23 protein-coding genes and 4 tRNA genes are annotated in these 24556 nt (G+C 46.4%); 25 read left to right on the forward strand and 2 right to left on the reverse strand.

Annotation, left to right across the window (positions count from 1 at the left end):
* Positions 1-200 precede the first annotated feature (200 nt).
* The 9 genes from BR86_RS15260 to BR86_RS0110605 all read left to right on the forward strand — a co-directional run bounded on the left by BR86_RS15260 (position 201) and on the right by BR86_RS0110605 (position 8684).
* On the forward strand, positions 201-1226 hold the full coding sequence (locus tag BR86_RS15260) for an NADPH-dependent FMN reductase family protein (RefSeq protein WP_051684744.1): 1026 nt from the start codon (positions 201-203) through the stop codon (positions 1224-1226).
* 86 nt (positions 1227-1312) lie between these two features.
* Positions 1313-2959 carry an adenosine deaminase gene (gene add, locus BR86_RS16360; RefSeq protein WP_242841602.1) on the forward strand — a complete coding sequence of 549 codons (1647 nt, stop codon included), beginning with the start codon at positions 1313-1315 and terminating at the stop codon, positions 2957-2959.
* A 207-nt stretch (positions 2960-3166) separates the two neighbouring features.
* Complete coding sequence (locus BR86_RS0110570; protein WP_031473740.1) at positions 3167-4552, forward strand: MATE family efflux transporter; 1386 nt, start codon at positions 3167-3169, stop codon at positions 4550-4552.
* Between the two features lie 470 nt (positions 4553-5022).
* Positions 5023-5517 carry a translation initiation factor IF-3 gene (infC, locus tag BR86_RS0110580; RefSeq protein ID WP_031473742.1) on the forward strand — a complete coding sequence of 165 codons (495 nt, stop codon included), beginning with the start codon at positions 5023-5025 and terminating at the stop codon, positions 5515-5517.
* Between the two features lie 30 nt (positions 5518-5547).
* The gene (gene rpmI, locus BR86_RS0110585) at positions 5548-5745 is read left to right on the forward strand and encodes a 50S ribosomal protein L35 (protein ID WP_031473743.1); all 198 of its coding nucleotides are present in this window, start codon (positions 5548-5550) and stop codon (positions 5743-5745) included.
* Between the two features lie 28 nt (positions 5746-5773).
* Positions 5774-6133 carry a 50S ribosomal protein L20 gene (gene rplT, locus BR86_RS0110590; RefSeq protein ID WP_031473744.1) on the forward strand — a complete coding sequence of 120 codons (360 nt, stop codon included), beginning with the start codon at positions 5774-5776 and terminating at the stop codon, positions 6131-6133.
* 293 nt (positions 6134-6426) lie between these two features.
* On the forward strand, positions 6427-7101 hold the full coding sequence (locus BR86_RS15265) for a hypothetical protein (RefSeq protein WP_051684745.1): 675 nt from the start codon (positions 6427-6429) through the stop codon (positions 7099-7101).
* A 110-nt stretch (positions 7102-7211) separates the two neighbouring features.
* Positions 7212-8138 carry a ketopantoate reductase family protein gene (locus BR86_RS0110600; protein WP_031473748.1) on the forward strand — a complete coding sequence of 309 codons (927 nt, stop codon included), beginning with the start codon at positions 7212-7214 and terminating at the stop codon, positions 8136-8138.
* A gap of 327 nt (positions 8139-8465) precedes the next feature.
* Positions 8466-8684 carry a DUF6485 family protein gene (locus tag BR86_RS0110605; RefSeq protein WP_031473750.1) on the forward strand — a complete coding sequence of 73 codons (219 nt, stop codon included), beginning with the start codon at positions 8466-8468 and terminating at the stop codon, positions 8682-8684.
* 2 nt (positions 8685-8686) lie between these two features.
* Here BR86_RS0110605 and BR86_RS0110610 read toward each other — a convergent pair whose 3' ends face one another.
* Positions 8687-10408 (reverse strand): MATE family efflux transporter, encoded by a 1722-nt coding sequence (locus BR86_RS0110610; RefSeq protein WP_031473752.1) that lies wholly within the window; start codon positions 10406-10408, stop codon positions 8687-8689.
* 301 nt (positions 10409-10709) lie between these two features.
* Here BR86_RS0110610 and BR86_RS0110615 point away from each other — a divergent pair, with 301 nt between their 5' ends.
* The 4 genes from BR86_RS0110615 (at position 10710) to BR86_RS16075 (ending at position 12144) form a co-directional block, all read left to right on the forward strand.
* Positions 10710-11378, forward strand: coding sequence for an MBL fold metallo-hydrolase (locus BR86_RS0110615; RefSeq protein WP_038288530.1), 669 nt, complete (start codon positions 10710-10712; stop codon positions 11376-11378).
* Positions 11379-11514: 136 nt separating this feature from the next.
* Positions 11515-11598: transfer RNA gene (locus tag BR86_RS0110620), tRNA-Leu, on the forward strand.
* Positions 11599-11617: 19 nt separating this feature from the next.
* Positions 11618-11701, forward strand: a tRNA-Leu gene (locus tag BR86_RS0110625).
* Between the two features lie 185 nt (positions 11702-11886).
* Positions 11887-12144 carry a hypothetical protein gene (locus BR86_RS16075; protein WP_143099360.1) on the forward strand — a complete coding sequence of 86 codons (258 nt, stop codon included), beginning with the start codon at positions 11887-11889 and terminating at the stop codon, positions 12142-12144.
* A 104-nt stretch (positions 12145-12248) separates the two neighbouring features.
* On the opposite strand, the gene BR86_RS0110640 is transcribed toward BR86_RS16075, so the two are convergent.
* Entirely contained in the window at positions 12249-12455 is a 207-nt protein-coding gene (locus BR86_RS0110640; RefSeq protein ID WP_031473758.1) for a hypothetical protein, read from the reverse strand.
* Between the two features lie 397 nt (positions 12456-12852).
* Between BR86_RS0110640 and BR86_RS0110645 the strand changes: the two genes are divergently transcribed.
* From BR86_RS0110645 to BR86_RS0110705, 12 genes are all read left to right on the forward strand, one after another.
* A complete protein-coding gene (locus tag BR86_RS0110645; protein ID WP_031473760.1) occupies positions 12853-13230 on the forward strand; it encodes a hypothetical protein in 378 nt (125 codons plus the stop codon).
* A 21-nt stretch (positions 13231-13251) separates the two neighbouring features.
* Positions 13252-13635, forward strand: a complete 384-nt coding sequence (locus BR86_RS0110650) for a VOC family protein (RefSeq protein ID WP_031473762.1) — start codon at positions 13252-13254, stop codon at positions 13633-13635.
* A gap of 286 nt (positions 13636-13921) precedes the next feature.
* Entirely contained in the window at positions 13922-14473 is a 552-nt protein-coding gene (locus BR86_RS0110655) for a GNAT family N-acetyltransferase (RefSeq protein ID WP_031473764.1), read from the forward strand.
* Between the two features lie 35 nt (positions 14474-14508).
* Positions 14509-17997, forward strand: a complete 3489-nt coding sequence (locus BR86_RS0110660; RefSeq protein ID WP_031473766.1) for a hypothetical protein — start codon at positions 14509-14511, stop codon at positions 17995-17997.
* Complete coding sequence (locus BR86_RS0110665) at positions 17972-19795, forward strand: hypothetical protein (RefSeq protein ID WP_031473768.1); 1824 nt, start codon at positions 17972-17974, stop codon at positions 19793-19795. The genes BR86_RS0110660 and BR86_RS0110665 overlap by 26 nt, the downstream gene beginning before the upstream one ends.
* Positions 19796-20071: 276 nt before the next feature.
* Positions 20072-20251: a DUF4268 domain-containing protein gene (locus BR86_RS16690; RefSeq protein ID WP_278245605.1), complete on the forward strand. Its 180-nt coding sequence runs from the start codon at positions 20072-20074 to the stop codon at positions 20249-20251.
* A gap of 88 nt (positions 20252-20339) precedes the next feature.
* Positions 20340-20522 (forward strand): DUF6440 family protein, encoded by a 183-nt coding sequence (locus BR86_RS0110675; protein ID WP_031473770.1) that lies wholly within the window; start codon positions 20340-20342, stop codon positions 20520-20522.
* Between the two features lie 177 nt (positions 20523-20699).
* Entirely contained in the window at positions 20700-21197 is a 498-nt protein-coding gene (locus tag BR86_RS0110680) for a GNAT family N-acetyltransferase (RefSeq protein ID WP_031473772.1), read from the forward strand.
* Positions 21198-21237: 40 nt separating this feature from the next.
* Positions 21238-21552, forward strand: coding sequence for a radical SAM protein (locus BR86_RS0110685; RefSeq protein WP_242841603.1), 315 nt, complete (start codon positions 21238-21240; stop codon positions 21550-21552).
* Between the two features lie 194 nt (positions 21553-21746).
* Positions 21747-23855 carry a transporter substrate-binding domain-containing diguanylate cyclase gene (locus BR86_RS0110690; protein WP_031473776.1) on the forward strand — a complete coding sequence of 703 codons (2109 nt, stop codon included), beginning with the start codon at positions 21747-21749 and terminating at the stop codon, positions 23853-23855.
* Positions 23856-24161: 306 nt separating this feature from the next.
* Positions 24162-24245: transfer RNA gene (locus BR86_RS0110700), tRNA-Leu, on the forward strand.
* Between the two features lie 35 nt (positions 24246-24280).
* Positions 24281-24364, forward strand: a tRNA-Leu gene (locus tag BR86_RS0110705).
* Positions 24365-24556: the final 192 nt, after the last annotated feature.

Consider the following 24556-nt stretch of genomic DNA (forward strand, 5'->3'; position numbering starts at 1 on the left):
CCGCAGTTCGAACCGGTCCGGCAGATGGAATCAAATGCTGCAGGGAAGGAGAAAAACGTGAAATACTGTCAAAAAAATAATCGGTTTTATTGCTTTATTGTGTGAAACTTCTGTGAATGTGAATCACTATAATAAAAAAAGGATATAATCGGAAGGATACCGCGCTGAGGATTTTTTGGAGAGCAGGCGGGAGGATATATATGGAAAATTATAGAGAACTGTTGCTGGAGCTGAAAAAGATGGCTTCTGCAATCGGTTTGAATATCAATGATGAGCGGTTCGCGGCCTACAGCCATTACGCGGAGCGCCTTCTGCATAAAATGGATGGTTCCGGACACGGCAAAATGGTGCCGGACAGGAAAATGATGCATGACGTTGAAGAGCTGGTTGTGGATTTCAGCAATTCGATCAACGAATACGTGGAAAAACATCACAACCGCCTTTCGGAGCAATTGTATACCAGAGTTCTCCTGACCAAGGGCCGCGTCATGTCGGAGCTGTTCCTCGAAGAGCATGTCATGATTCGGCAAATGGCGGAAAAATCACCGGTTTTCCGCGCTTATCTTGAAGAAACGGGAGAACCCGAGATTACGGAGGAACATGTCTCCGGGCGAAGGGATGTCACAGAGGATCCGGAGCTGTGCCGGAAATTTCGGATGTATATTGTAATCCTGAACGGTATCTCACAGTCTGTGATGGATCCGGCAAAGGCAGACGAAACGGAAGCGCAGGTCGTCGCATCCATACGGAATATGGGAATTCGCGTTCCGGCAGCAGAGCAGGCGGTGAGAAAGGCGAAAGAGAGAACGAACGGAGAGCGGAAATATGCGGTTCGGTACTACACCCAGTCCGGCAATACACGGAGGATCGCGGAAGAAATAGCGCTTGAACTGGATATTCCTGCGCTGACGGTGGATCATCCGCTCGAGGAAAAGACGGATGTTCTTTTTCTGTGCAATTCCATGTACTGGGGCGGAGCGGACCGGCATGTGCTCCGGTTTATTGAAGAGAATGCGGAGCGGATCGGGAAAATCGTCAATGTAAGCACATCTGCTCTCGGACGCTCAACCTGTGTCTCTGTCAAAGCGGCGGCAGCGCGGGTGGGCGTAGAGGTCGCGGACAATGAATTCTACTGCCGCGGCTCGTTCCATCTGCTGCACCGGGGGCATCCGGACGAGGCGGATCTCGAAGCGGTGAGAGCATTTGTAAAGAGAGTTTCGGAGTAAAGGTTTTCATTTCGGATTATCCTGCGTTATACTGAGGACATGGAATGACTGTGAATGACAGACAGGAATGAAGCGAGGATAAGACGATGGATATTTTGGGAGAAGTAAGAGAACTTGCCAACGGAAGACACCGGGCGGTCCTGGTAAAGATCCGGGAGACGGAACCGGGTCTGTCGAATCCGGAGAAAATGGAGCCGTCTGCCTATGCTGTGCGGCGCATTTACCGGACAAGGGAAGAACTGCTGGATGCGGTCGGATACTGTCGCCTCCTTCGCGAAAAGTATATGAAAGCGGCGAGAATTCTCGAAATCAACGAGGAAGAGAGGACGGTCTATTATACCTTCCTCCCCGGGAGAAACGCGCTGGAATATCTGAATCTGGAAGAGCAGACCGAAAAAGAGGCGGATTTTGTCCGGCTGATGATCTGGAGCCGTCTTGCCGACTGGATGATGGATATGTACGAGCGGACGGGATTTCTCATGAAATATCCGGATCTGAGAAGTTTTATCTTTGAAGAGGAGACGGATGCGGTTGCCTGCATCGCGTTTGAAGGGGAGAGGACCTCAGATGCCGCGGAAGGGTTTGGCAATCTCCTCACCACCATCCGGATGACCGAACCGGTCAATACCGAGGCGAAACTACAGGTCACCGATGTGATGAGGGGGTGTTTTCTCGGCGGCTGCGATGTCGATGAAAATGAGCTTCTCAATGCGGAAGACCGGTATGAGAATGAGATTATGAAAATCCGGAAAAACAGGAAAAAGTATATTGATATCCACGCACATCTGGACGGTGCGATTACCGTGGATATCCTGAAGAAACTGGCGGAACTGCAGAATCTTCCGCTGCCGGCATCGGATGACCGGGATCTGGAGAAGATGATCTCGCTTCCGCCGGACAGTGTGGATCTGAATGATTTTCTGAAATGTTTTGAACTTCCGGTACGTTATCTCCAGACAGAGACCGGCATTCGCGAGGCGGTTCGGCTTGTTCTGGAGAGCATGGCGGAAGACGGCGTGATCTATGCCGAGATCCGTTTTGCCCCGCAGCTGAGCACAGAGAAGGGACTTACACAGCGGGATGTCATCCGGGCAGCGGTCGAGGGACTCCGCGAGGCACCGATTCCGGCAAACCTGATCCTCTGCTGCATGCGCGGCGCTTCGGTAGAAAAGAATCTGGAGACGGTTGAGCTGGCAAGAGAGTTTCTGGTGGATGACGGCGGTGTGACAGCGCTGGATCTGGCCGGGGCGGAGGGACTTTTCCCGACGGAGGATTACCGGGAGCTTTTCGCGAAGGCGAGGGACTACGGCATTCCGTTTACGATTCATGCCGGTGAGGCGGCGGGGCCGGAGAGCGTCCGCTGCGCAATCGAGATGGGAGCGGTCCGCATCGGTCACGGTATCCGTGCCGCGCAGGATCCGGATGTGATGCGCCTGATCCGTGAGAAGAACATCACGCTCGAGATGGCGCCGACCAGCAACCGGCAGACCCATGCGGTGGAGGATATGGCAGATTATCCGATTCGCACGTTCCTGAAAAATGGAATCAAGGTGACGATTAATACCGATGATCCGGCGATTGAGCGGACAACGCTATCCGAAGAATTTCGTTATGTGGAAGAGACGTTCGGAATTACCCCGGATGAGGAAAAGAACATGCTGGTCAATGCGGCAGAGGCGGCATTTGCGTCTCCTGCCCGCAGAGAAGAGCTCCGGCGGCAATTCTTGACGTGATCCACGGAACGTGATATTCTCTCTTCTGCATGAAAGACAGTTAGTTTATCTTATCTGACGAGCCGCGGATACAATTACAATTCAGCAGAAACCGGGGAAATGCACGTTGCCGTTTCCCCGGTTTTCTTTGTTCTGCGGGATGCACGGTCAGATATTGTCAGGCAGCTCAGACAGGCAGGGCTGTCCGGCTGAGCCGGGAGGGGAATTATGGAACAGGAAAACAGACAGAATGACTTTTCGAAGGGGTCCATGGCGAAGAACATTCTCAGCCTTGCGATCCCCATGACGATGGCACAGCTGGTCAATATTCTCTATAACGTGGTAGACCGTGTTTATATCGGACTGCTTCCGGAAGACGCAACGTTGTCGCTGACCGGACTCGGTCTGTGTCTTCCGATCATTTCCCTGGTCGGCGCATTTGCCAATCTGTTCGGCATGGGCGGTTCTCCGCTGTCCTCCATTGAGAGAGGAAGCGGCAACAATGACAAGGCCGAGAAGATCATGGGGAATTCTTTCGGGATGCTTCTGGGAACGGGACTTCTTCTTACGGTGGTTCTTCTTCTCATACATCGCCCGATGCTGTTTCTGCTCGGTGCCAGTGACCAGACCTTCCCGTTTGCGCAGAAATATCTGATGATCTATATGCTGGGCAATGTCTTCGTCATGACGGGGCTCGGCATGAATATGTTCATCAACGCGCAGGGCTTCGGAACCATTGGCATGATGACGGTGCTGTTCGGTGCCATTACAAATATTATTCTGGATCCGGTTTTTATCTTCGGAATGAAGATGGGCGTGCAGGGAGCGGCGCTTGCGACGATTCTTTCCCAGTTTGTTTCGACAGTCTGGATTCTGAAATTCCTCACAGGCGAGAAGACCATCCTGAAACTGCGGAAAAAATATGTGCTTGCCATTGATCCGGGCATTGCGAAAGAGGTTGTGACGCTGGGGTTTTCCGGTTTTGTCATGCTGGCGACGAACAGCATTGTACAGATGTGCTGCAACTCCACCCTGGAGGCGTACGGCGGCGACCTTTATGTCGGCGTCATGACGGTTGTGTCCTCTGTCCGCGAGATTGCACAGCAGGCGGTTCACGGTATTACGCACAGCGCCCAGCCGGTCCTTGGATTCAATTACGGCGCGGAAGAGTACGGGCGCGTCAAGCGTGGAATCCTTTTTACAACCGCGGTCACCTCGGTTTACGCCGGGGCGGTATGGCTGATTGTCTGGTTTTTCCCCGATTTCTTCATCCGCCTGTTCAACCGGGAGCCGGAACTGATCTCCGCGGCGATTCCGGCCATCCGGACGTATTTCTTCGGATATATTTTCATGGCACTGCAGATGTCCGGCCAGAGTGTGGCGGTAGGACTCGGCCGCTCGCGGCAGGCAATCTTTTTCTCACTGTTCCGCAAGGTTATGATTGTCGTTCCGCTCACCCTTCTTCTCCCGGGCGTCTTCGGCATGGGAACGGATGGCGTGTTTGCGGCGGAGCCAATCTCCAATGTGCTGGGCGGCGTGGCATGTTACGGCACGATGCTTGTGACGATCTGGCCGGAAATGACGCGGAAGGCGAAAGAAAAGGACCGTACATAACATCCGGATGGAAAATCAAACGGATTTCCCGGAAAATAAGGTTGACAATATGAGGTGGATAGGATATGATAGTCGTGCTGTGAATAACACAGTATCAGGAAAGCAGGTTATCCACCTCACCCCATCACAGAAGGTGACACGGGGTTCATATGGTAAATGCGGCAGGTATCGGTACTTGAACACCGAACTTGCAGTCATGGACTATGAGAGTGAGCGGATGACTGTCCGGTCGCTTCTTTTTTTTAGTGGAGCACGTAGCGAGGTTTTTCCGAGCTTAGTGCGTACTATGGAAAACTGCTTGGCGAGGTTTTTCCGAGCATAGTAGTTTTGCTTGTTTTGCCGGAATGATCCGGCGGGACACGACCGCTCCGCAGGGAAAGGAATCCTTTCGGCGGTGCAGAGGAGCGGACGGACGGGCGCAACATGTATTTGGCTTAATTGATGGGAGGTACACGGCCATTAGCGATTTAATGATTAACGAACAGATCCGTGATAAGGAGGTTCGTTTGATTGGTGAAAACGGAGAACAGCTCGGAATTATGTCCTCTAAGGACGCATACAAACTTGCCAGAGAGGCTGAGCTTGACCTGGTAAAGATTGCGCCGACAGCGAAGCCGCCGGTATGCAAAATCATCGATTACGGCAAATATAAGTATGAGATGCTCCGCAAGGAGAAAGAGGCCAGAAAGAAGCAGAAGTCAATCGAGGTGAAAGAGATTCGTATGTCCCCGAACATCGATGACAATGACATGAATACCAAGATGAACAACGCAAGAAAGTTCCTCGAAAAAGGTAACAAGGTCAAAGTCACACTTCGTTTCCGTGGCCGTGAGATGGCTCACATGACACAGTCCAAGTACATTCTTGATGATTTTGCGGAGAAGGTTTCGGATATCGCAGTGATCGATAAGCCGGCCAAGGTTGAAGGCAGAACCCTGGTTCTGTTCCTTTCTGCAAAAAAATAATCAATCGTTGATTCAAGGAGGAATTACATCATGCCGAAGTTCAAGACAAAAAGTGCAGCTGCAAAGCGCTTCAAGAAAACCGGAACAGGAAAGCTTGTTAGAAATAAAGCTTACAAGTCCCACATCCTGACAAAGAAGACTTCTAAGAGAAAGAGAAACCTGAGAAAGGATATCGTAACCGATATCACAAACAGCAAGGTAATGAAGAAGATCTTACCGTACTTATAATTGACAGGATTGAGGAGGATATAAAGCAATGGCAAGAATTAAGGGTGGCTTAAATGCCAGAAAGAAGCACAACAGAGTATTAAAGCTTGCAAAGGGCTACAGAGGCGCTCGTTCCAAGCAGTACAGAGTAGCAAAGCAGTCTGTTATGAGAGCTCTTGCATCTGCATACGCTGGCCGTAAGCAGAGAAAGAGACAGTTCAGACAGCTCTGGATCGCTCGTATCAACGCTGCAGCTCGTATGAACGGCATTTCCTACAGCCAGCTGATGCACGGCCTTAAGGTAGCAGGCGTTGACCTGAACCGTAAGGTTCTGGCTGATATGGCAGTAACAGACGCTCAGGGATTCACCAAGGTTGCTGAGTGCGCAAAGAACGCTCTGAACAAGTAATGAATAAGAGCATTGTTCATGGATGAACGCATCGGGTCCGGTTCCGTATGGAACCGGGCTTTTTCTGTTACAGGAGCTTGTCGCGAAATATCTGAAAAGAAGCTGCTCCGGGAGGATGCGTCCGCCGGAGTCCGTCTGCGGACTTCGTCTCCGGGGCAGATTCCTCTTCCACGTGCCTGCGCGAGGTTCTCGCAGACGAAATTTTGTTGCAAACGATGGAATTGGTGTATTATAGGAGAGAGATGCATAATATACGCAGGGAGAGGAATTACCCCCAACAAAGGAGAGTATTTATGAGAAAATCACAAGTTGTACCGATTGCGCTTTTGTCTTCTCTGATTTTTGCTTTTTCCGCTTCAGCGGGCGAATGGAAAAAGGACCCGAACGGATGGCGGTATGATAATGGCGGCGGAAACTATTCTGCGCGCACCTGGCAGTGGATCGACGGAAACGGGGACGGAATCGCCGAGTGCTATTATTTTGATATAAGCGGTTATGCCCGGACCAGTACGACCATCGATGGATCGGAAGTGAATGCGGATGGTGCATGGGTTGTGAACGGAATCGTTCAGACTAAGAATACGGCAGAAGTTTCCAAAAACGGACATCCGGATTCGGCAGGATACGGCTGGGCCGATCCCGGCCGGTTTAATTCCGCTGCCAGAGCGGAGGACTTAAAGGGTACGCTGGCGTATTCTCAGGGAACGATGTCAAACATCACGTTTTTAAGCGCAGAATCCTTCCTGAAATTATACACTGCTGATTTTATCGATGTGGATGGAAATCAGTGGCTCCTTCTGATCGCTTCGACGGACAAGCAGATCGATGAGCTCAAGTCCAAGGTTGAAGGAAAGACGGTTGTGGTATACGGAAAATACGACGGTTATTCCGAAAAAATGTCAAAGCCGTCATTTAAGCTGACACATTGCGTTGTGGATGGTCAGGGATTCTATTTTATTGGTTCATAAAACGGTGCGGATACTGTCATCCCAATCCTGACCGGAAGAGTATCGGGACCGGTTCCGTATGGAACGTTCTATTTTGTTCTGGCAGACCATGTTATTCGGAGGACAATCCAATGGAGTTTAAAAGAGTTGCAATTATCGGAGCGGGCGCTGTCGGAAGCTATGTTATCTGGGGACTTTCCCGGAAGAACAATATCGAGTTATCGGTTGTCGCTTCCGGAGAACGCAAAATAAGACTTGAAACGAACGGTTTAAACATCAATGACATACTTTACAAGCCGGTGGTAAAGACCCCGGAACAGGCACATGGCGCAGATCTTGTGATTGTGGCCGTAAAATATAACGCCCTGCCGGCGGCAATCCCGGACATCCGGGAAATCACGGATGAACACACCGTGGTATTGAGTCTGATGAACGGCGTGGACAGTGAGGAGATTATCGCGTCTGCCATCGGTGAAGAACATATCGTTCCGGCACTGATTAAGGTCGCTTCGGAACGAAGACAGAACCGGATCCTTTTTGATCCGGAAACTACCCTTGGAATTGTCTACGGAGAGAAAGATGGCAGGAGTACGGAACGCACCGATGCGCTGAAAAAACTTTTTGAAGGCACCGGCCTCCATTACCGGGAGACCAATGTCATACTGCCGGAAATATGGAGCAAGTTCCGGCTGAATGTGGGCAAGAATCTTCCGCAGGCAATGCTCGGCGTCGGTGTCGGTGCATACGGGGACAGCGCCCATGTGGCTGCAATCCGGGAAGGACTTGTAAGGGAGCTGGATGCGATTGCCAGTGCAAAAGGGATCGATATGTCCTTGGCGGATTCCTCGGCGAACAGGGGAAGCAAGGTTCAGAAATGGGCAAGATACTCGACCCTTCAGGATCTTGACGCGAAACGGCACACCGAGATAGATATGTTTTCGGGGGCGCTCATTCGTATGGGCAGGGAACTGGGAATCGCGACACCGTATAACGAATTCACTTTTCATATGATAAAGGCTTTAGAGGAAAAGAACGACGGCTGTTTTGACTATCGTTAAATCGCCCAAAATGCTGTCGAACCGGTTGAAGATGCTGGCTGCAAGTAGGATACCATCCTCGTGACAACCATGTGCTGTCATTACACTGCCGGGTGGAAATGATATTTATCGGGTATTTCTTTGGAAAGCGCTATTGGAGAAGCGCTGCCATTGACAGAATGAAAATCTTTTGGTAGAATCTGAAAATCAAACAAGCAGGCGCCCGTTGCTGCCGAGTAACGGGATCAACGTCATTTCCCCCGCCGTCAGGTCTTTGCAGGCAGAGGAAATGACGTTTTTTTGGTTTGGAGAGGAAAATGCTTCGCCTCATTGAAAGGAGAGATATTTATGAGCAACATCAGTCCGTTTTGCACCTGTACCGACCGGAAATGTCCGTGTCATCCGGCCAATCATGACAGGGGATGTTCCCCCTGCGTTGCGAAGAATCTGCAGCAGGGTGAAATACCGTCCTGTTTTTTCAAAAAAGTTAATCCGGATGAGAAACCGGATGCGTACTTCTTTGAGGATTTTGCAAAGTTTTATCTGAAAAACCGGAAAACGGAGTGATATCAGTTTTGGGCTGTCTGCCGGAAGCGTATCATATTCCGGTTATATCCGGTAGTCACAAGATAAGTCTTTTCGCGATGCGCTTCCATGAGCCCGCTGAGTATGAATCCACTCAAGCCCCTGATCTCTGCGTCAGGATCGGTCAGATCAAACAGGACCCCCGAATCGCGTTCAATGATAAGAACCTCACTGTCTTCAAAGAAGAGGGAAAGCTCTATTAAGAGCGGTTTCTTCGATTGCTTATTCCGTTCGATAATCGAAAGGCCGATCTCCTCGGCAAACAGCGCCGCGCGATGAGCGGTATCACTGGGATACTGATGGGAAAGAAGGTGCTGTTCCGTCTGCTCGGAGAGAGCAGACGCGGTTTCCGGGGTAAGGACCTCATCCATGACAATGATCTCCGAATCCATCTCCTTCAGCAGAAACGGGAAATTCTCCCTTCCGAATCGCTGATATACATAGAACATGGCGCAGATCAGCGTCAGGATGGGGGCAAGGACAAAGCCTGCCCACATTCCGTTGATTCCGATAAGAACGGATCCTACGATTGGCAGGCAAATGTACAGAAAACCGTTCTGAATACATGCGATGCCGGTTGCCATGCCGATATGATCAACCAGCATATAATAGGAGGTTGTAAGCGACACCGAACTGCAGAATATAAATCCAAGCGAGACGATTCGGATGGCAGTCATGGACGAGGTGAGTGATTCACCGCCCGAAACGCCGAACAGGCCGCAGAACTGCCTGGAGAAGATCCAGATCAGCAGCGTTGCCAATGCTCCTTCTGCGACCGCTGCTTTTATGCCGGAACGCATCACCCTTTTGATGAGTTTGTGATTCTTTTCGCCGAAATAGGTTCCGATCAGCGGCTGCATCGCCATTCCCACACCATCCATCACAACGCCGAATTCGATGAGGCTGACGACCACAGCGAGGGCAATCAGGCCGGAATTCCCGTAGTGACGGGAGATAAACCCGATCATGACGTAGTCCATCAGTCCCCAGCAGATGTATACCGAAGAGTCCACAATGCTGTATTTTGATGTCAGAAGAAAATCTTTAAAGGACAAATGCCATACAAAGTGCAGCGTGCTGCTCTTGCGGAAATAGTGCCAGAAACAGGTGAGAATACCAAGAGCATTGCCGATCACGGAGCCTAAGATAATTCCGGTCATTCCCATAAATCCGGCCAGAACAACAGAGCAGATGATATTTCCGCCGATCTGAAAACCGTAGCAGATATTGTTGCAGAGCTCATCACCGTCACTGTAGACCATCTGTTCAAGATAGAAGACCACAATGGTCAGGAAGGCGTTGAGCGGGATGAAACGATAATACTGGAGTGCTTTCTCCAGCGTATCTCCGGTTATGCCGCTCACACTGAAATACAGATTCTGAAAACCGATGATCAGAGCCGCGGAAATCAGTCCGATGCCGATACTGATGGTGAGTCCCTGGGAATAGATCTCGTCTGCGCGGTGTTTTTTCATTGCCCCGATCTCGCGGGTGTAAACGATCCCGACACCGGTCGATACGAGGTCACCAAAGAAGGTGACGATGGCGGTCACCGGCGTGATGGCATTGATTCCGGCAACGCCGGATTCACCGATAAAGAAGCCGGCAATGATGCTGTCGCTGAGTAGCATCAGATACATCACCGCTTTGGTGAAGGTGCCGGACAGCAGCATGGAACAGAATTTTTTTTCGCAAAAACCTTTCATAGATATTTCCCGCCTTATAACATACAGAATGTGCCGGTAAAACAGAAATATACCGACAAAAATACTGATACCATTTTTACGTCAGGAAAGCAATGATTATAAGGGGAGACGGCCATTTCCTGTGTTATTTGGATCGTTCTCCGGATTTTAATATGACAAAAACGCTCCGCAGGGAATGCGCACAAGTGCTCGCCGGAATCACATGTTTCGTAGTATAATACGGATTGGAAGAACATGACAAAGTGGTGGCGCGGGTAATCCGGAACGGGGAAATGAAGGGCGCGCGGAAAGGAATCACAATATGGGAAATGTAAAATTAACCTGGCTGGGACACAGCTGCTTTGCACTGGAGAAAGATGATTACCGCATTGTTTTTGATCCGTATCTCGACGGTTCGGCACCGGGATATGCGCCGCTTCGCGAGACGGCCGATCTGGTTCTGTGCAGCCATGAACACAACGACCACGGCGGAAAGGATCACGGCGCCGGGGTTGTTGAACTGACGAAAAATGCAGCAGAAAAGGAGTGTCCGTGGGAGATTGGCGAGATTCACTCCTTCCATGACGGGAATCAGGGACGCGACCGCGGGGAGAATACCATCCGGGTATTGGATGACGGAGAGTTCCGCATTGCACATATGGGTGATCTCGGATGCGATCTGACCGAAGAGCAAAAGGAAAAACTCCGCTTTTTGGATGTGATGCTGGTTCCGATTGGCGGATACTTTACGATGGAACCGGAGGATGTAAAAAAACTGGTGGATGAGCTTCAGCCGACCGTGGTTGTTCCGATGCACTATCGCTTTGGCAAATACGGATATCCGGCGATCGCGGAAGCAGAGCGGTACACGAAGCTTTGCGAGGATGTGATCGAATATGACGGACCGACGCTGGAACTTCCGGAGGATGGCAGCCCCCAGACGGCGATGCTTCGCTATCTCGGTTCGGGGATTGATGTCTCCAGAGAGTGATAGCCGGCAGAAATTCACTGAAATAGAACCATTTATTAGAACAAAATAAAAAATTTAAAAAAGTGCTTGCATTATTCCGCACGAGATGATATTATACAGAGGTCGGCGCGAGAGCGCAGACGAAAAGAATAAAGATGCGGAAGTGCTGGAATTGGCAGACAGGCAAGACTAAGGATCTTGTGTGCGTATACACGTGTGGGTTCAAGTCCCATCTTCCGCAGTTTTATTTTTAAAAAGATGCAGAAGTGGCGGAATTGGCAGACGCGCACGGTTCAGGTCCGTGTGATCGCAAGATCTTGTGGGTTCAAGTCCCATCTTCTGCACGAAGGAAAGAAACAAGGATAGGCGTTAAGTCTATCCTTGTTTCTTTATGCGGCAGAGGAGATCCTTGAACCCAGGTTCAAGGTCTCCTCGCCGCATAGCGGCATCGTCGGTCGGATCGGCGGGAAAAAGGTCCACTGGACCTTTTTCTTAAACCGCCTCACCCCATCTTCTGCAGAGAAGCATCATGAACCCAGGGGTCGAGGTCTCCTCGCCGCAAGGCGGCATCGTCGGTCGGTTCGACGGGAAAAAGGTCCACTGGACCTTTTTCTTATACCGTCTCACCCCATCTTCTGAAGAGGAGCGTCATGAACCGAGATTCAAGGTCTCCTCGCCGCACAGCGGCATCGTCGGTACAAATGTTTTTTCCTCAATCGTGATTCTTGATATGTTGAATGAGCCTGATTCCAAAACCGGAAGGTGCAAGCAGAATCGCATCCTTTGAAGATCCACCGTCGATGGTTCTGTTTCCCAACGGATTAAAGAATCCTTTGTCTGTAAAAAATTTCATTGCTTCGTCAAAATCATCGACATTGATGCGAATAACCGTCAGGTCATTCGGCATAGGAAGCTTATCGCCGGCCGAAGAGACATCGACATGGAAGCCATTGCGTCCTTCAGGCGGAATTCTGTAATATCCTCGTCATTTAGCTTCTCTTTTACGTGAGTCGTCTCAAAACCCAGTTCTTCGAACACTTTAACAATTTCATCAGCGTGTCTTGTACATATCAGCGGATTAAAACTTGTGATCTTCATAGCTTTCCTTCTATCCTCCCAATAATTTAATGTATTATTTGCTTCTTTCTTTAATTCTGACATAATAAATCTAAACTGTCAATTGACAGCCTGAATTTGATTTGCGCTAACGTTTTTTGATATTAAAGGGATTTCAACTCGTTTTATCTGTTATAATACATTTCTAAAACTTCCCAGAGCCCAAATGGGACTTGTTCCTTGAAAAACTCAATATATAGGCAATTCAATTATACCAAAGGCACACATCTGTTCTTTCTTGAGGTAAAACAGGGAATACAGTAAATGATATTTTTTTGAACTTTTCTTGAATTATGACATAAACATGGTGTATCTTTAGATAAAGAACATTATTCTTTTGAAACTTCACACAATTTGCGCAGGTTAGGAGGAAATATCAATGAAAATTACGACATTTGACCCGATCATTTATTCAAACAAAGCCGATGATATCATTCGGGTTTTTGAGGATCTTGGATTTGCAAAGACACATGCACCGGTGACAGAAACAGAGAAAGGCGATGTGTCCAGTGTTCGGATGAAACATGAAAACGGATATCATGTGGATGTCGCGGCTGCGCTGAACGATGTTCCGGGAGATGTGACGCTGATCCGTATGAATGTTGATAATTTCGCGGAGGCCTACGACATCCTGACCGCGCACGGATTTACCAATACGAGAGGCGACAAGACTCTCGATACGAAGAGCGCGAAGGCTGCAACGATGGTTTCACCGTCCGGATTCAGAATCGCACTTGTGGAGCACATCAAAAAATAATATTTGGGATTGAGGAGAGATATGCAGATCACAACATTTAATCCGATGATTCTTTCGAAGAATGCAGAGGAGATTATTAAGCTTTTTGAGGAACTCGGTTTTGAGAGACGCCATCAGAAGGACAATATTGACGGCAAGGATATTTCCAATGTCCGTATGACAGATCCGAATGGTTTCCATGTTGACGTAGCGCGCGTGGAGTCCATGGAGAAGGACATGACCACGATGCGAATGAATGTCCGCGATTTTGATGAGGCTTATGAGTTCCTGAAATCCCGTGGATTCAAGAATGCGACAGGAAGTGATCATACGGTTGAGTCTACTTCTGCAAGATCCTGCCTGATGATTGCCCCGTCCGGTTTCTCGATCCAGCTCACGCAGCATATCCGCAAGGACGAGGAATGAGAGTTTTGAAAGATTGATGTATTTTTCTTAAAGCTGAATACATGAATAACCATCGGCAAACGCACCGGAACAGTGTGGTTGCCGATGTTGCTTTATTTTTGGAGTTGCTGCCAAAGCCGGGCTTGCAAGCGTTTGTTGGATGATACCGGCACTGGGATTGTGAAACGGCAAAACGGCATATAGTGGAATGGGATTTTCTGACAGAGTAGTGAGGTGTTTTAGAGAGCCGCCGATTCGGTTTCTTCCATGATCGGAAGAAGCTGAACGGAAGGCATGGGGGAGTAGCATGAATCACTGCGGGACAAAGAGACTTGAAACAGACCGAATCATATTGAGGAGATTTTCAACGGAAGATGCAGAGGCGATGTATCGAAATTGGGCTTCCGATTCGGAAGTGACGGAATACCTGACATGGCCGGCACATACCTCTGTTGAAGACAGCAGGGAAGCGTTGAAGGAATGGACGGCCTCCTATTCCCGGAAGGATTATTATCAGTGGGCGATTGTTCTGAAAAGTCACGGAAACGATCCAATCGGGAGTATTGGTGCAGGAAATCTGAATGACGATATTGATATGGTTCATATCGGCTACTGCCTTGGAAAAGCCTGGTGGCACCAGGGGATAATGTCAGAGGCGTTGAAGGCAGTGATAAAATTCTTTTTTGATGAGGTAGGAGCGAATCGCATAGAAAGCCGTCATGACCCAAGAAATCCGCATTCCGGTATGGTTATGAAAAAATGCGGGATGAAATATGAAGGTACTTTGCGCGAATCCGATCGAAATAATCAGGGTGTCTGTGATGCCTGCTGGTATGCGATTTTAAAGTCAGAACAATAGATGAGTCACGAATTGAACTGATAGAGGATAGATATATGTATAACGTGATTAAACGATTTGCTGAAAATGAGAATCCCAATGGACTTATGCTTTTTGATATGCCAACAGGTTCCGGAAAAACATATTCCGCTGTGAAGTATATATTTGATGCATGTCTTCGTAAAGAAAATGCAAAACGGAAATATATCTTTGTGACAACGCTGAAAAAGAATCTTCCGGAGCAGGATTTAGCAAGACTTTTTAAGGAAGCTGGTAAAGAGGATCTGTATCGTGAAAAGGTATTGCTCATCAATTCGAATATGGAAACTGTAATAGAAGGATGGAGTGATGATGTTCGAAGAAGCATTTCAACCGAGATAAAGAAGACAGATGCCTACAAAAGCTTTGTTAGGGATTTGGAATTTATACAAACGCAGCGTAAAAAAAAGGATAAATCACTTCAGGATTACCTTAAGAATGCAGAAAATAACCTTAGGGAGAAATCGGAACCGGCGTTTCGGCGTATCGTTTCAGAAGTATTAAACAAGAAGTATTCTACAGTAGAAAAGAAGTTATACGCGATAAAAACAGAGCAAGAGTGGCAATGGGTAGGGGAACTGTATCCTGCGGTGTTTACCAGGGATAGACAGGTGCTTTTAATGAGTATGGATAAGTTTCTTAGCCGAAACGCGACGATCGTAGAGCGGTCGTATATGTTTTATAATTCGGATGTAATCAAGGACGCCATCGTTTTTATTGATGAGTTTGATGCTACCAAGGAGACGATGTTAAAGACGATTATTAAGAATGGACTTGATAACAAGATTGACCATATCGAACTTTTTAAAGATATCTACGCAGCTCTTCATATGGATACCTTTCCAGCGGTATTAACGACTCCATCGAAAGAACGTATGACAGGTAAGTATAAGGTACAATCGTTGGATGGAATTATTGAGGGGCTAAAGGATCGAGCGGATCGTATTTTCGAAGTATATAATTTACAGTTTAATCATCGAACGTCAGGGGAAGTGGAGGATATTCGACAGAACTATCTGTTCCAGGATCATCAGTTCCACGCTATTTTGAATGCGAATAATTCCTATATCACGATGAGGAGCGATTCCAAACAAAGAATCAATTCGATTGACTTTGCGAAAATAAAGCCAGCAAAGAAAAAGAATAATATTCAGGTGATGTTAGGACAGATCCGCGGATTTATAAATTATTTTCAGGGTGCGGTCAATATTCTTGCATACAATTATATGCAGTGCAAAAAGGAGAGAAGAAGAGCAGGCGAAGACGCTTTTACAATGGAGGCGGCGATTCGTTCTGTGCTGAGTCTTTTTCGATTGAACCAGAACCGAATTGATTATCTTACCTATCAGATCATGATATCGTCGCATAAGATTAAGGGGGATATCGAACCTTCCGATTTTGATCTTACCTTTTACGAAAATGGCTTCCGTTATTACGCTTTTGAGAATGATACTGCGCACGATATGCAGTCGCAGATAAGGATGTGTTCTTTTCAGAATACCCCGGAGAAGATTCTTTTAAGATTCTGTGAGAAGGCAAAAGTAATCGGTATCTCTGCAACTGCAACCGTTCCGTCGGTTATTGGAAACTATGATATATCCTATTTAAAAGATAAGATGCAAAAATTGTTTGTGTCGCTTACAGGAGAGGAACGACATCGGTTAGCGACAGAGTTTAAAGAAAACCAGCATGGCTATGGTGATATTGCGATTCATGTTGACCTTCTTGGAGAAAACGGAAAGTATACGGATTCGTCGTGGAAAATGGTTTTTGACGATGAAGAATTAGCTAAGAAGATTGCGAATGACGTCGGTATGCTGTTTTCAGACAAAGAGGATACGAACAACTTTCAAAAAGCGCGATATTTAAGAATTGCACTGGCCTATAAGCAGTTTGTTGTTCATGATGATATCTATTCGTTCCTTTGTGTGCTTACAAAACATCCTAAAAAAGGTGATAAGAATCTGGACAGGGATCTTATCGAAAAGATATTTGACTACATTGCAAAAGAGCAGAATGCAGATTTTTCGGCACAAAAGTCCTTATTCTATCTGGATGGGGAAGAGTATGACGACAAGAAGGATGTTCTGATCAAAAGGTTATCGTATGGTGAGAAAATTTTTGTCATTTCGGTGTATCAGACGATAGGCGCTGGGCAGAACCTTCAGTATCCGGCACCCAGGGATCTTAGAGATAACCTGGTAAAAATCAATGATCGTACGATGCGAGAAGAAAAAGATTTCGATGCGATATATCTGGATAAGCCTTCGAATTTGATCGTGAATTTGGTAGACAATCTTGAAGAACCGGATTTTGTGAAATATCTGTTTCAAATGGAGTTTTTGCAGGAATCTTCGGAGCTGTCTGCGGACGCTACCATGAAGAATGTTAAAAAGGCTTTTAAAACATTTATGTATGGACAGCGCAATATGGAAGAATGGGCGTATGTTTATAAACTGCAAAGTGTGATTCGATTGAGTACGAGATATGTGATCCAGGCGATTGGCCGAATTTGCCGAACGAATCTTAAGAGTAAGAATATTTATGTTTTTGCAGATGACCGGATCGCAGAAAACATCGATGTATCCGTAGCTGAAAATCGATTTTTTAATCCTGAATTTATAAAGCTGGTCGAAGCAATCAAACAGAGAGGGGCGAACACCCCAGAAATGGGCGCACTTGAGGATGAGGCTTCACTCAAGGCTGTTCGAGTGAATAAAGAAATCAATGGAATTTTAAACGATGATTGGACAGAGTCCAATATGGATCGTTGGAAAAAGCTTAGAGAACTGGTCCTTTTCCGTCCGACAGCTTCAAAGGAGGAAGCGGATGGTAACTTTATTATCAAGCAATTCTACGCAAGGCTGCCTGAAAAAGGAAATACTCTGTTTTATTATCAGGATGCAAACTTTAACAACATATCTGTTGCGTTTCATAAGGATGCTAACCATGATCGGATGGTATCAGAACAGGGAAGTAAATTGCCGGAGCTACTCCGCATTCCAGGTGTAAAGGATCTCTTTAGTCAGAATGGATGGGCTTGTAGCTTTAGAGAGGACGATTACATTATGACCCCGGCTCTTTGGAACAATATTTATAAAGGCGCACTTGGCGAGGTGGTCGGGAAATACTTATTCTCAAAAGTAATAAACATTGACCTGGAGGATATCGAAGACCCCGCTTCGTTTGAATTATTTGATTTCAAAGTTCCTGGATCCTCAGTATATGTTGATTTTAAAAACTGGCATGAGGGGCCGACAGTAGAAAGAGATCAGATTCTTGAAAAGATCGCGCGTAAAGGTAGGAAGTGTGGGTGCCGTTGTGCAATCATTGCCAATATTATTGCAGGAGAGCAGTGGAATGTAAGTGATATCGAGATGGAGGAAGTACGAATTATTTCAATCCCGGCGCTTGTGAAAGATAGCAACGGAGTTCTCTCATGGAGCAAAGAAGCATGGGATTTGATTCGGGAGTGTGTAAATGGGTACATGGATAAAAACGAATAAGATTTCATATAACCTTGATAAGCAGGCAATTGCATCGAAGTATGATTTTTTTAGAATTGAAACGAGTGATCCGTATATTAAAGGTGGTTCCTATATTCTTGATGCAACTACACTTAATCGTAGTGTTAAGAGTCTGGTTTTTGAGTCCGGAAAAAGAGCGGTCATAATGATGCTTAGGGACGATCGGAACCGTACTCGAATAAAGGAATTGGTTTCAATCATTGAAGGAGGAAGTAAATTAGCCGTTGCCGAAGAAAACATTCAGGGTATTCCGGATAGTGTTTTGCTACAGCTATTGCTAAACGCGCTTTCTTCCTATGATTCGAACATACTCAGATTCAATAACCTGACCGGTCATTTGTATTGCTTTCATCCAGGATGGGTGAAACGAGGTAAAGAAAAGAAAGAAGATATCGTTTGGCAAATCCACTGTTTGGAGGTCAGGATTGCGCGAAATAATATCCTTGAAATGAGTGTTCGTACCTTTACTTCAGAACGACTCAAAAAGAAGATTACCTTTACTAAGAGGAAATTTGAAGATTATCCGAAATACATTATTTCCAAGGACTATACATTACGTAGACGTCTTTCCGGAGAAACCGAACCGGGGTTTATCATGCGCCAGCTCGATGGAAAGAAACATGATATCTCTTTTTTGGATCTCCAAGGCGAAATGAGATTTGACAAATGTAAGGTTGGGGTTTTGTTGAAAGCGATTGAAGCGTTTAACTTGCAATACGAATCTCTCGCCTTGATTAAATTCGTGGATATACAGGAGTCTGGAAGGCTTGATTTTAAAAAGAGGGCAGCAAAAGAAAATTCTAAAAGGATTCAGGAACTGCTGAAATCATTTGGCGTACATATCGTTGATCAGATTGATGATGTGTATTCTAAGCAGTTTGTTGAAACATTACAGTCATTGTTGCTTCAAAAATATGATGTTCTTTCATCTTTTGGGAAAAGAATTAAAAAAGATAAGCTCAATATATGTGTGATCCATAATAGGGAGTATTATGAAGGTATTTCGGATCCCTACGATAAAAAAATACCAAGAGTAGCTCTTCAACATGTGACATTGGAGGATTTTGCGAAAGATGCTCAATTTGCAATTGCTACGGTGGTTCACGAGGTTCTGATAAAAAGGGATTTAGAAGAAGGAAGAATCACATTATTTCATTGGGATACACTTGGATTAAAGGAAGACATATCTTTTGGCGCAGAAGCGAAGCTGGAGGAAGAAACAAAGTATTTCTTTATGAAAATTCATCCGGATGGATCCTTTGTTATCCAGGAACAGGAATTTAATCTGTTTGAAATGAATGAGTATACCGATTGTGTGAACATTTTTGAGGATGCGAAAACTAAAGGGGAGAATGTCAAAGGGCTTATCCGTGACAAGCAGGGAAGAATCAATATCATAAAAGATACTGGCATCATTACACTGCCAGAGGCGGATGAGATAAAAGAATTATTAGCATCAGGGGATTCGAATCTTCGTGGAAAAGAACGACGGGAAGATCTGCTTTCTTCGTGTTTGGACATTAAAACTTACATGGAAGATGGTAAGCAGTATTATTATGTTGGAACGATCGGTGATGGTTTGCGCTGGAAAATTCCGCACGCAGCCAATGTAAGGTGTATCGAGGCATATAATGGAGCGCCACTGATGTTTGAACAACTTCTACCAACGATGAATGTTACTTTTGTCCACAATGGACAGCTGACTGTTCTTCCATTCCCGTTTAAATATCTGCGAGAATATATCGAAAGTCTCAGGGATAAGTATAATTCGAAATAAACAGTTCAAGAAGAGTCGTGTAATAGCGGCTCTCCTTTTTTTGGCCAGGAGGATCAGATCCGGAAGAGGGGATTCAGCTGACGTTGGCATCTTCGGTTTGGGAGATGGTTCGTTATTGTAAAACAATTCATTGAGCAATCCCAAAATCAAATAGAAGAAATATAGAAAACTATATTTATTTCGATTCCGGTCCCTCTATGATAATATTAAAATGTGTTGTTTGTTTTATTTGAGGTGAAAAAATGAAAGTAAGCTATAACAAATAAAGGACAAGAGATAGAAGAAAAACTTGCATTGCCCCTTGATTGGCAAAAGTTGGATGGAAAAAAGGCTTCAAGAATTCTATACCGTATTCCAGGGTTAAACTTTGACGATCATTCCAATTATGATGTTCTAATGAATGAGATGATCGATAAAGCGGTTCTGTTTTCCAGAGTCTTTAAAAGATACATATAGCTTGTAAAGTCAGACAATATAAAAGAAGTAAACAGATTCCGTGGATTATTCACGATTATGATGTAAATGTGTTTAGGAGGAAATTAGAATGGCTAAGAACGAAAGATTTGAAAAGGTATACACTCAGGGGACACTTAATATCACTGAGATCTGGGTAGACAGGGAAACGGGGATAAACTATATGTATCACTGTAGCGGCAATGCCGGTGGCCTTACACCGCTTCTGGATCGCGAGGGGAAACCGATTATCAGTACAGTTTTGAACAGTTGAAAACGTTTTACCGTATTTTGGGGAAAACCATAAGAGCGAGAAGCGTTCACTTCAAAAACGCCGAAGCAAAAAATGTGAGGAACTTATAGAACTTCGGGTAACGGATGAAATGGCACCTGCCGAACACACTCGCTCTGATTTGAGAGATAATCAGGGTAAAGGAGAGAATGGTTTTTTATGAAGATCAGACATTCTACGGAACAGGATTTCGATCGAATGATGGAGATATACAGCTATGCGAGAACGTATATGGCAGAGCATGGAAATCCCAACCAATGGGGACCGACCAACTGGCCGCCGGAAACTCTGATCCATAACGATATTCATGACGGCAACAGTTATGTATGCGTCAATGATGACGGTAAGGTCGTGGGAACATTTTTCTTCCGTTATGGGAAGGACATTGAGCCGACCTATTGCGGGATCACAGATGGTTCGTGGCTTGATAACAGTCCCTACGGTGTCATCCATAGAATCGCCGGAGACGGCTCCGAAAAGGGGATCGGGGCGTTCTGCATCAACTGGGCGTATGAGCAGTGCGGTCATCTGAGAATCGATACCCATGGCGATAATATTGTCATGCAGAATCTTGTCAGGAAGTTGGGCTTTGTACATTGCGGGACAATTTATGTGGAAGAGGATCATTATCCCCGACTGGCCTTTGAAAAAAAGTGAAATGTTCATTGATTCTTACTGTGACGGGATAAACATCGCCATGGAGACTGCAATTAACGTCCCACGTGAAAATCTCGAAGCCGTTATGGACAGGATAGACCGTTTTTTTATTGATGTAAAAACGTTGAACGGCCGTATTTACAGGGAATATACCGGAAAAGACAACGATCAGGTCCTTCAGAATCTTCAATTGCTGGTGGACAAATGCCCGGAAAAGATCGGGATAAGAGTGCCGATGATCAAGGGGTATAATGATCGGGCCGACTGTGAGCAAACAAAAAGGCTGCTTACGGAAATGGGTATCGAAGACATCGAGATTTTTAAATATAGAACCGGGCTGAGCGATGAAGTATAGGGAATATGGAAGCTAAATGGATAATCACACTTCCGAAATATTTGAACAGAGAAACGGACGGTATGTAAACGGCATATAAACAGCATATAAACGGCATGTAATAACATATGTTATGGTGCGAAGTGCCATGATATGTTAAAATAGAAAAAGACACGCAGATCAATCAGGAACGGCAGAAAGAGTTGAAGAATTACATGAAGAAAAAGATTGATTTTTCGCGATTTTACATGGCCTGTACCGTTTTTTTTACCCTGATTTTTGTTATGCTGTTTTGCCGTGTTTCATGGGCAGCAGAGCAGACAGTAAAGGTCGCTTTTTTTGAGGGTGAAAATTTTTTAACAGAAGACGACAACGGCCATAAACAGGGCTATGCATATGATTATCTCCAGATGATATCCTACTATACAGACTGGAAATATGAATATGTATACGGTACCTGGACGGAACTTCTGGAGCAGTTTTACCGCGGGGAAATTGATCTCATGCCCGGACTGACCAAGACAGCGGAGCGGGAGGAAAAAGCTTTCTTTCCGGGATATCCGATGGGTGTCGAGAGTTATTATATCTATGCACATGCGGATGATCCGCTGGTACAGCTCAGAGGTTCGTCTTTTGACGGACATGTGATCGGCATTAACAGAAACTCTTACCAGTATGATCTTCTGAAAAAATGGATCCGGGAAGAAGCGCCGGGCGCCCAGATCCGGCTGTTTGACGGGAATGAGTCCAGGCAGAAGGCATTTTCCTCCGGTGAGACACAGGAAACCGTCACAACTGCGCTGAATATCAGTTACGGGATGAACATGATTCCGGTCAAATGGATCGGTGGATCGGATTATTATCTCGCGGTTTCCAAAAACAGACCGGATCTCTTGGGAAAACTGGACTCTGCGTTGGGTGAAATTGTGGCGATCAAACCGAATTTTACGAACCAGCTCATGGAAAAGTATTTTCAGGGCAATGCGGTCAGTATGTCGCTCTCGAGGGAGGAAAACCGGTATATCACGGAACATCCGGTTCTCCGAATCGGATACTTCGCAAATTATCTCCCGTTTTCCGGAAAAGACCCGGACGGAAATGTTCAGGGCGTGATCACGGACATTGTCAGCAATATGCTCCATTTTCTCGGGATTGAACGACGTGTCACACCGGTCTATATCAGCTATGATTCCATGGATGACATGCTGAAGGCGCTGAAAAACGGAGAGATCCAGGTGATGTTTCCGTGTGAGAACGATGTGACCATAGCAGAGGAAGAAGAGGTATTTCTGACGTCGGAATTGATCCGGGTTCCCATGTTTATGATTTTCCGCGGAGAATACCAGGAAGATATGGTGAAGCGGATTGCGGTGGTAAACGGAAACAACTTCCAGAAAAGGCTTTCAGAGAGATTGTATCCGGATGCGGAAACCGTTGAATGTGAGAGTACGGATGAGGGATTTCGGATTGTCGAAGCCGGAGATGCCGACGTGATGCTGGTAAATGAGACCGTGAAGGATGCGTATTTCAGCAAGGTGAGAAATCGCGTATTGAATACGTTTCCGATTCCGGAAAACAGAACGATCTGCATGGCGGTCAACCGGGGGAAAATCCCTTTGTATTCTCTTTTGGAGAGAGGAATTGCCGCGCTCCCGAAGAATTTTGTCATCACATCAACCTATGAGTATATCGGTGCCGGTTCGTCGTTTGATATCGATAATTTTATTCACGAACATATCTATACGATTTTCATTGTCACAATTCTGACTGCGGTTCTGGTGATCGGATCGATATCGTATCTGATCATGAGCAGGAGAGAGAAGGCTGCGTATGACCGGATGGCACATACGGATAACATGACCGGACTGTGGAATCGACGGGCGTATGATGAGGATATGGAGCGCGTTGAGAAGAAAGACCTTCCGGCGGATGCCGTCTACATTTCTGCTGATCTCAATGAATTAAAACATTGTAATGACACGTTGGGACATGAGGCCGGGGATGAGATGATCCGGGCTGCCGCGGACGGGCTGAAGGAAGTTTTAAACCCCTATGGAAAAGTCTATCGGATCGGCGGCGATGAGTTTGCGGCGATGGTCCGGATTCCGCGGGAACGGCAAAAGGAGATTCTGGAAGCTCTTTCGCAGGTGAAGAAAGACTGGACCGGTTCTGGCGGACAGCGTGTGTCGCTGTCTCTGGGAGTTGTGGCAGGGGATGAGATCCGAAAGCTAACTCTGCACGAAATTATTTCCGAGGCGGATCAGCGAATGTATGACAACAAGGCAGCTTACTATCAGCAGACCGGCCATGACCGGAGAAAGTAGAATGTGCGATTATATGACACGGCCAACTCGACAAGGTCCACGCCCCGGTGAGGTCCTGGCGACTGCCGCTGAACGTTTGAAATTCGCGAAACGTGTTTCGACTCGGTATTTGATCCTATCTTTGGAAAATGTGGAAATCACCCGGCGGGGAGCGCTCCGGCCGGGTGATTAGAATGATTAAAAATTTTGGATCAGAAGATCAGAAAATTTAGATCTGAAAATTTTGGAAAAAGTGCTTGCATTATCTGAAACGGGATGGTAATATATATGAGTCGATGCGAGAGCGCCGACGAAAAGAATAAAGATGCGGAAGTGCTGGAATTGGCAGACAGGCAAGACTAAGGATCTTGTGTGCGTATACACGTGTGGGTTCAAGTCCCATCTTCCGCAGTTTTTATTTTTTTATTCATTTTAATATGTGATATGCAGAAGTGGCGGAATTGGCAGACGCGCACGGTTCAGGTCCGTGTGATCGCAAGATCTTGTGGGTTCAAGTCCCATCTTCTGCACGAATGAAAGAAACAAGGATAGGCGTTAAGCCTATCCTTGTTTCTTTATGCGGCAGAGGAGATCCTTGAACCCAGATTCAAGGTCTCCTCGCCGCATGGCGGCTTCGTCGGTCGGATCGACGGGAAAAAGGTCCATCGGACCTTTTTCTGAAACCGTCTCACCCCATCTTCTGCAGAGGAGAGTCATGAACC

Source organism: [Clostridium] aminophilum DSM 10710, from assembly GCF_000711825.1.
Classification (GTDB): Bacteria; Bacillota; Clostridia; order Lachnospirales; family Lachnospiraceae; genus Clostridium_R; species Clostridium_R aminophilum.

Excerpts from the sequence above, each read along its gene's own strand:
- BR86_RS15260 (WP_051684744.1), top strand. The coding sequence starts at position 201 with ATGGAAAATTATAGAGAACTGTTGCTGGAGCTGAAAAAGATGGCTTCT.
- add (WP_242841602.1), top strand. The coding sequence starts at position 1,313 with ATGGATATTTTGGGAGAAGTAAGAGAACTTGCCAACGGAAGACACCGG.
- BR86_RS0110570 (WP_031473740.1), top strand. The coding sequence starts at position 3,167 with ATGGAACAGGAAAACAGACAGAATGACTTTTCGAAGGGGTCCATGGCG.
- infC (WP_031473742.1), top strand. The coding sequence starts at position 5,023 with ATGATTAACGAACAGATCCGTGATAAGGAGGTTCGTTTGATTGGTGAA.
- rpmI (WP_031473743.1), top strand. The coding sequence starts at position 5,548 with ATGCCGAAGTTCAAGACAAAAAGTGCAGCTGCAAAGCGCTTCAAGAAA.
- rplT (WP_031473744.1), top strand. The coding sequence starts at position 5,774 with ATGGCAAGAATTAAGGGTGGCTTAAATGCCAGAAAGAAGCACAACAGA.
- BR86_RS15265 (WP_051684745.1), top strand. The coding sequence starts at position 6,427 with ATGAGAAAATCACAAGTTGTACCGATTGCGCTTTTGTCTTCTCTGATT.
- BR86_RS0110600 (WP_031473748.1), top strand. The coding sequence starts at position 7,212 with ATGGAGTTTAAAAGAGTTGCAATTATCGGAGCGGGCGCTGTCGGAAGC.
- BR86_RS0110605 (WP_031473750.1), top strand. The coding sequence starts at position 8,466 with ATGAGCAACATCAGTCCGTTTTGCACCTGTACCGACCGGAAATGTCCG.
- BR86_RS0110610 (WP_031473752.1), bottom strand. The coding sequence starts at position 10,408 with ATGAAAGGTTTTTGCGAAAAAAAATTCTGTTCCATGCTGCTGTCCGGC.
- BR86_RS0110615 (WP_038288530.1), top strand. The coding sequence starts at position 10,710 with ATGGGAAATGTAAAATTAACCTGGCTGGGACACAGCTGCTTTGCACTG.
- BR86_RS16075 (WP_143099360.1), top strand. The coding sequence starts at position 11,887 with ATGAACCCAGGGGTCGAGGTCTCCTCGCCGCAAGGCGGCATCGTCGGT.
- BR86_RS0110640 (WP_031473758.1), bottom strand. The coding sequence starts at position 12,455 with ATGAAGATCACAAGTTTTAATCCGCTGATATGTACAAGACACGCTGAT.
- BR86_RS0110645 (WP_031473760.1), top strand. The coding sequence starts at position 12,853 with ATGAAAATTACGACATTTGACCCGATCATTTATTCAAACAAAGCCGAT.
- BR86_RS0110650 (WP_031473762.1), top strand. The coding sequence starts at position 13,252 with ATGCAGATCACAACATTTAATCCGATGATTCTTTCGAAGAATGCAGAG.
- BR86_RS0110655 (WP_031473764.1), top strand. The coding sequence starts at position 13,922 with ATGAATCACTGCGGGACAAAGAGACTTGAAACAGACCGAATCATATTG.
- BR86_RS0110660 (WP_031473766.1), top strand. The coding sequence starts at position 14,509 with ATGTATAACGTGATTAAACGATTTGCTGAAAATGAGAATCCCAATGGA.
- BR86_RS0110665 (WP_031473768.1), top strand. The coding sequence starts at position 17,972 with ATGGGTACATGGATAAAAACGAATAAGATTTCATATAACCTTGATAAG.
- BR86_RS0110675 (WP_031473770.1), top strand. The coding sequence starts at position 20,340 with ATGGCTAAGAACGAAAGATTTGAAAAGGTATACACTCAGGGGACACTT.
- BR86_RS0110680 (WP_031473772.1), top strand. The coding sequence starts at position 20,700 with ATGAAGATCAGACATTCTACGGAACAGGATTTCGATCGAATGATGGAG.
- BR86_RS0110685 (WP_242841603.1), top strand. The coding sequence starts at position 21,238 with ATGGAGACTGCAATTAACGTCCCACGTGAAAATCTCGAAGCCGTTATG.
- BR86_RS0110690 (WP_031473776.1), top strand. The coding sequence starts at position 21,747 with ATGAAGAAAAAGATTGATTTTTCGCGATTTTACATGGCCTGTACCGTT.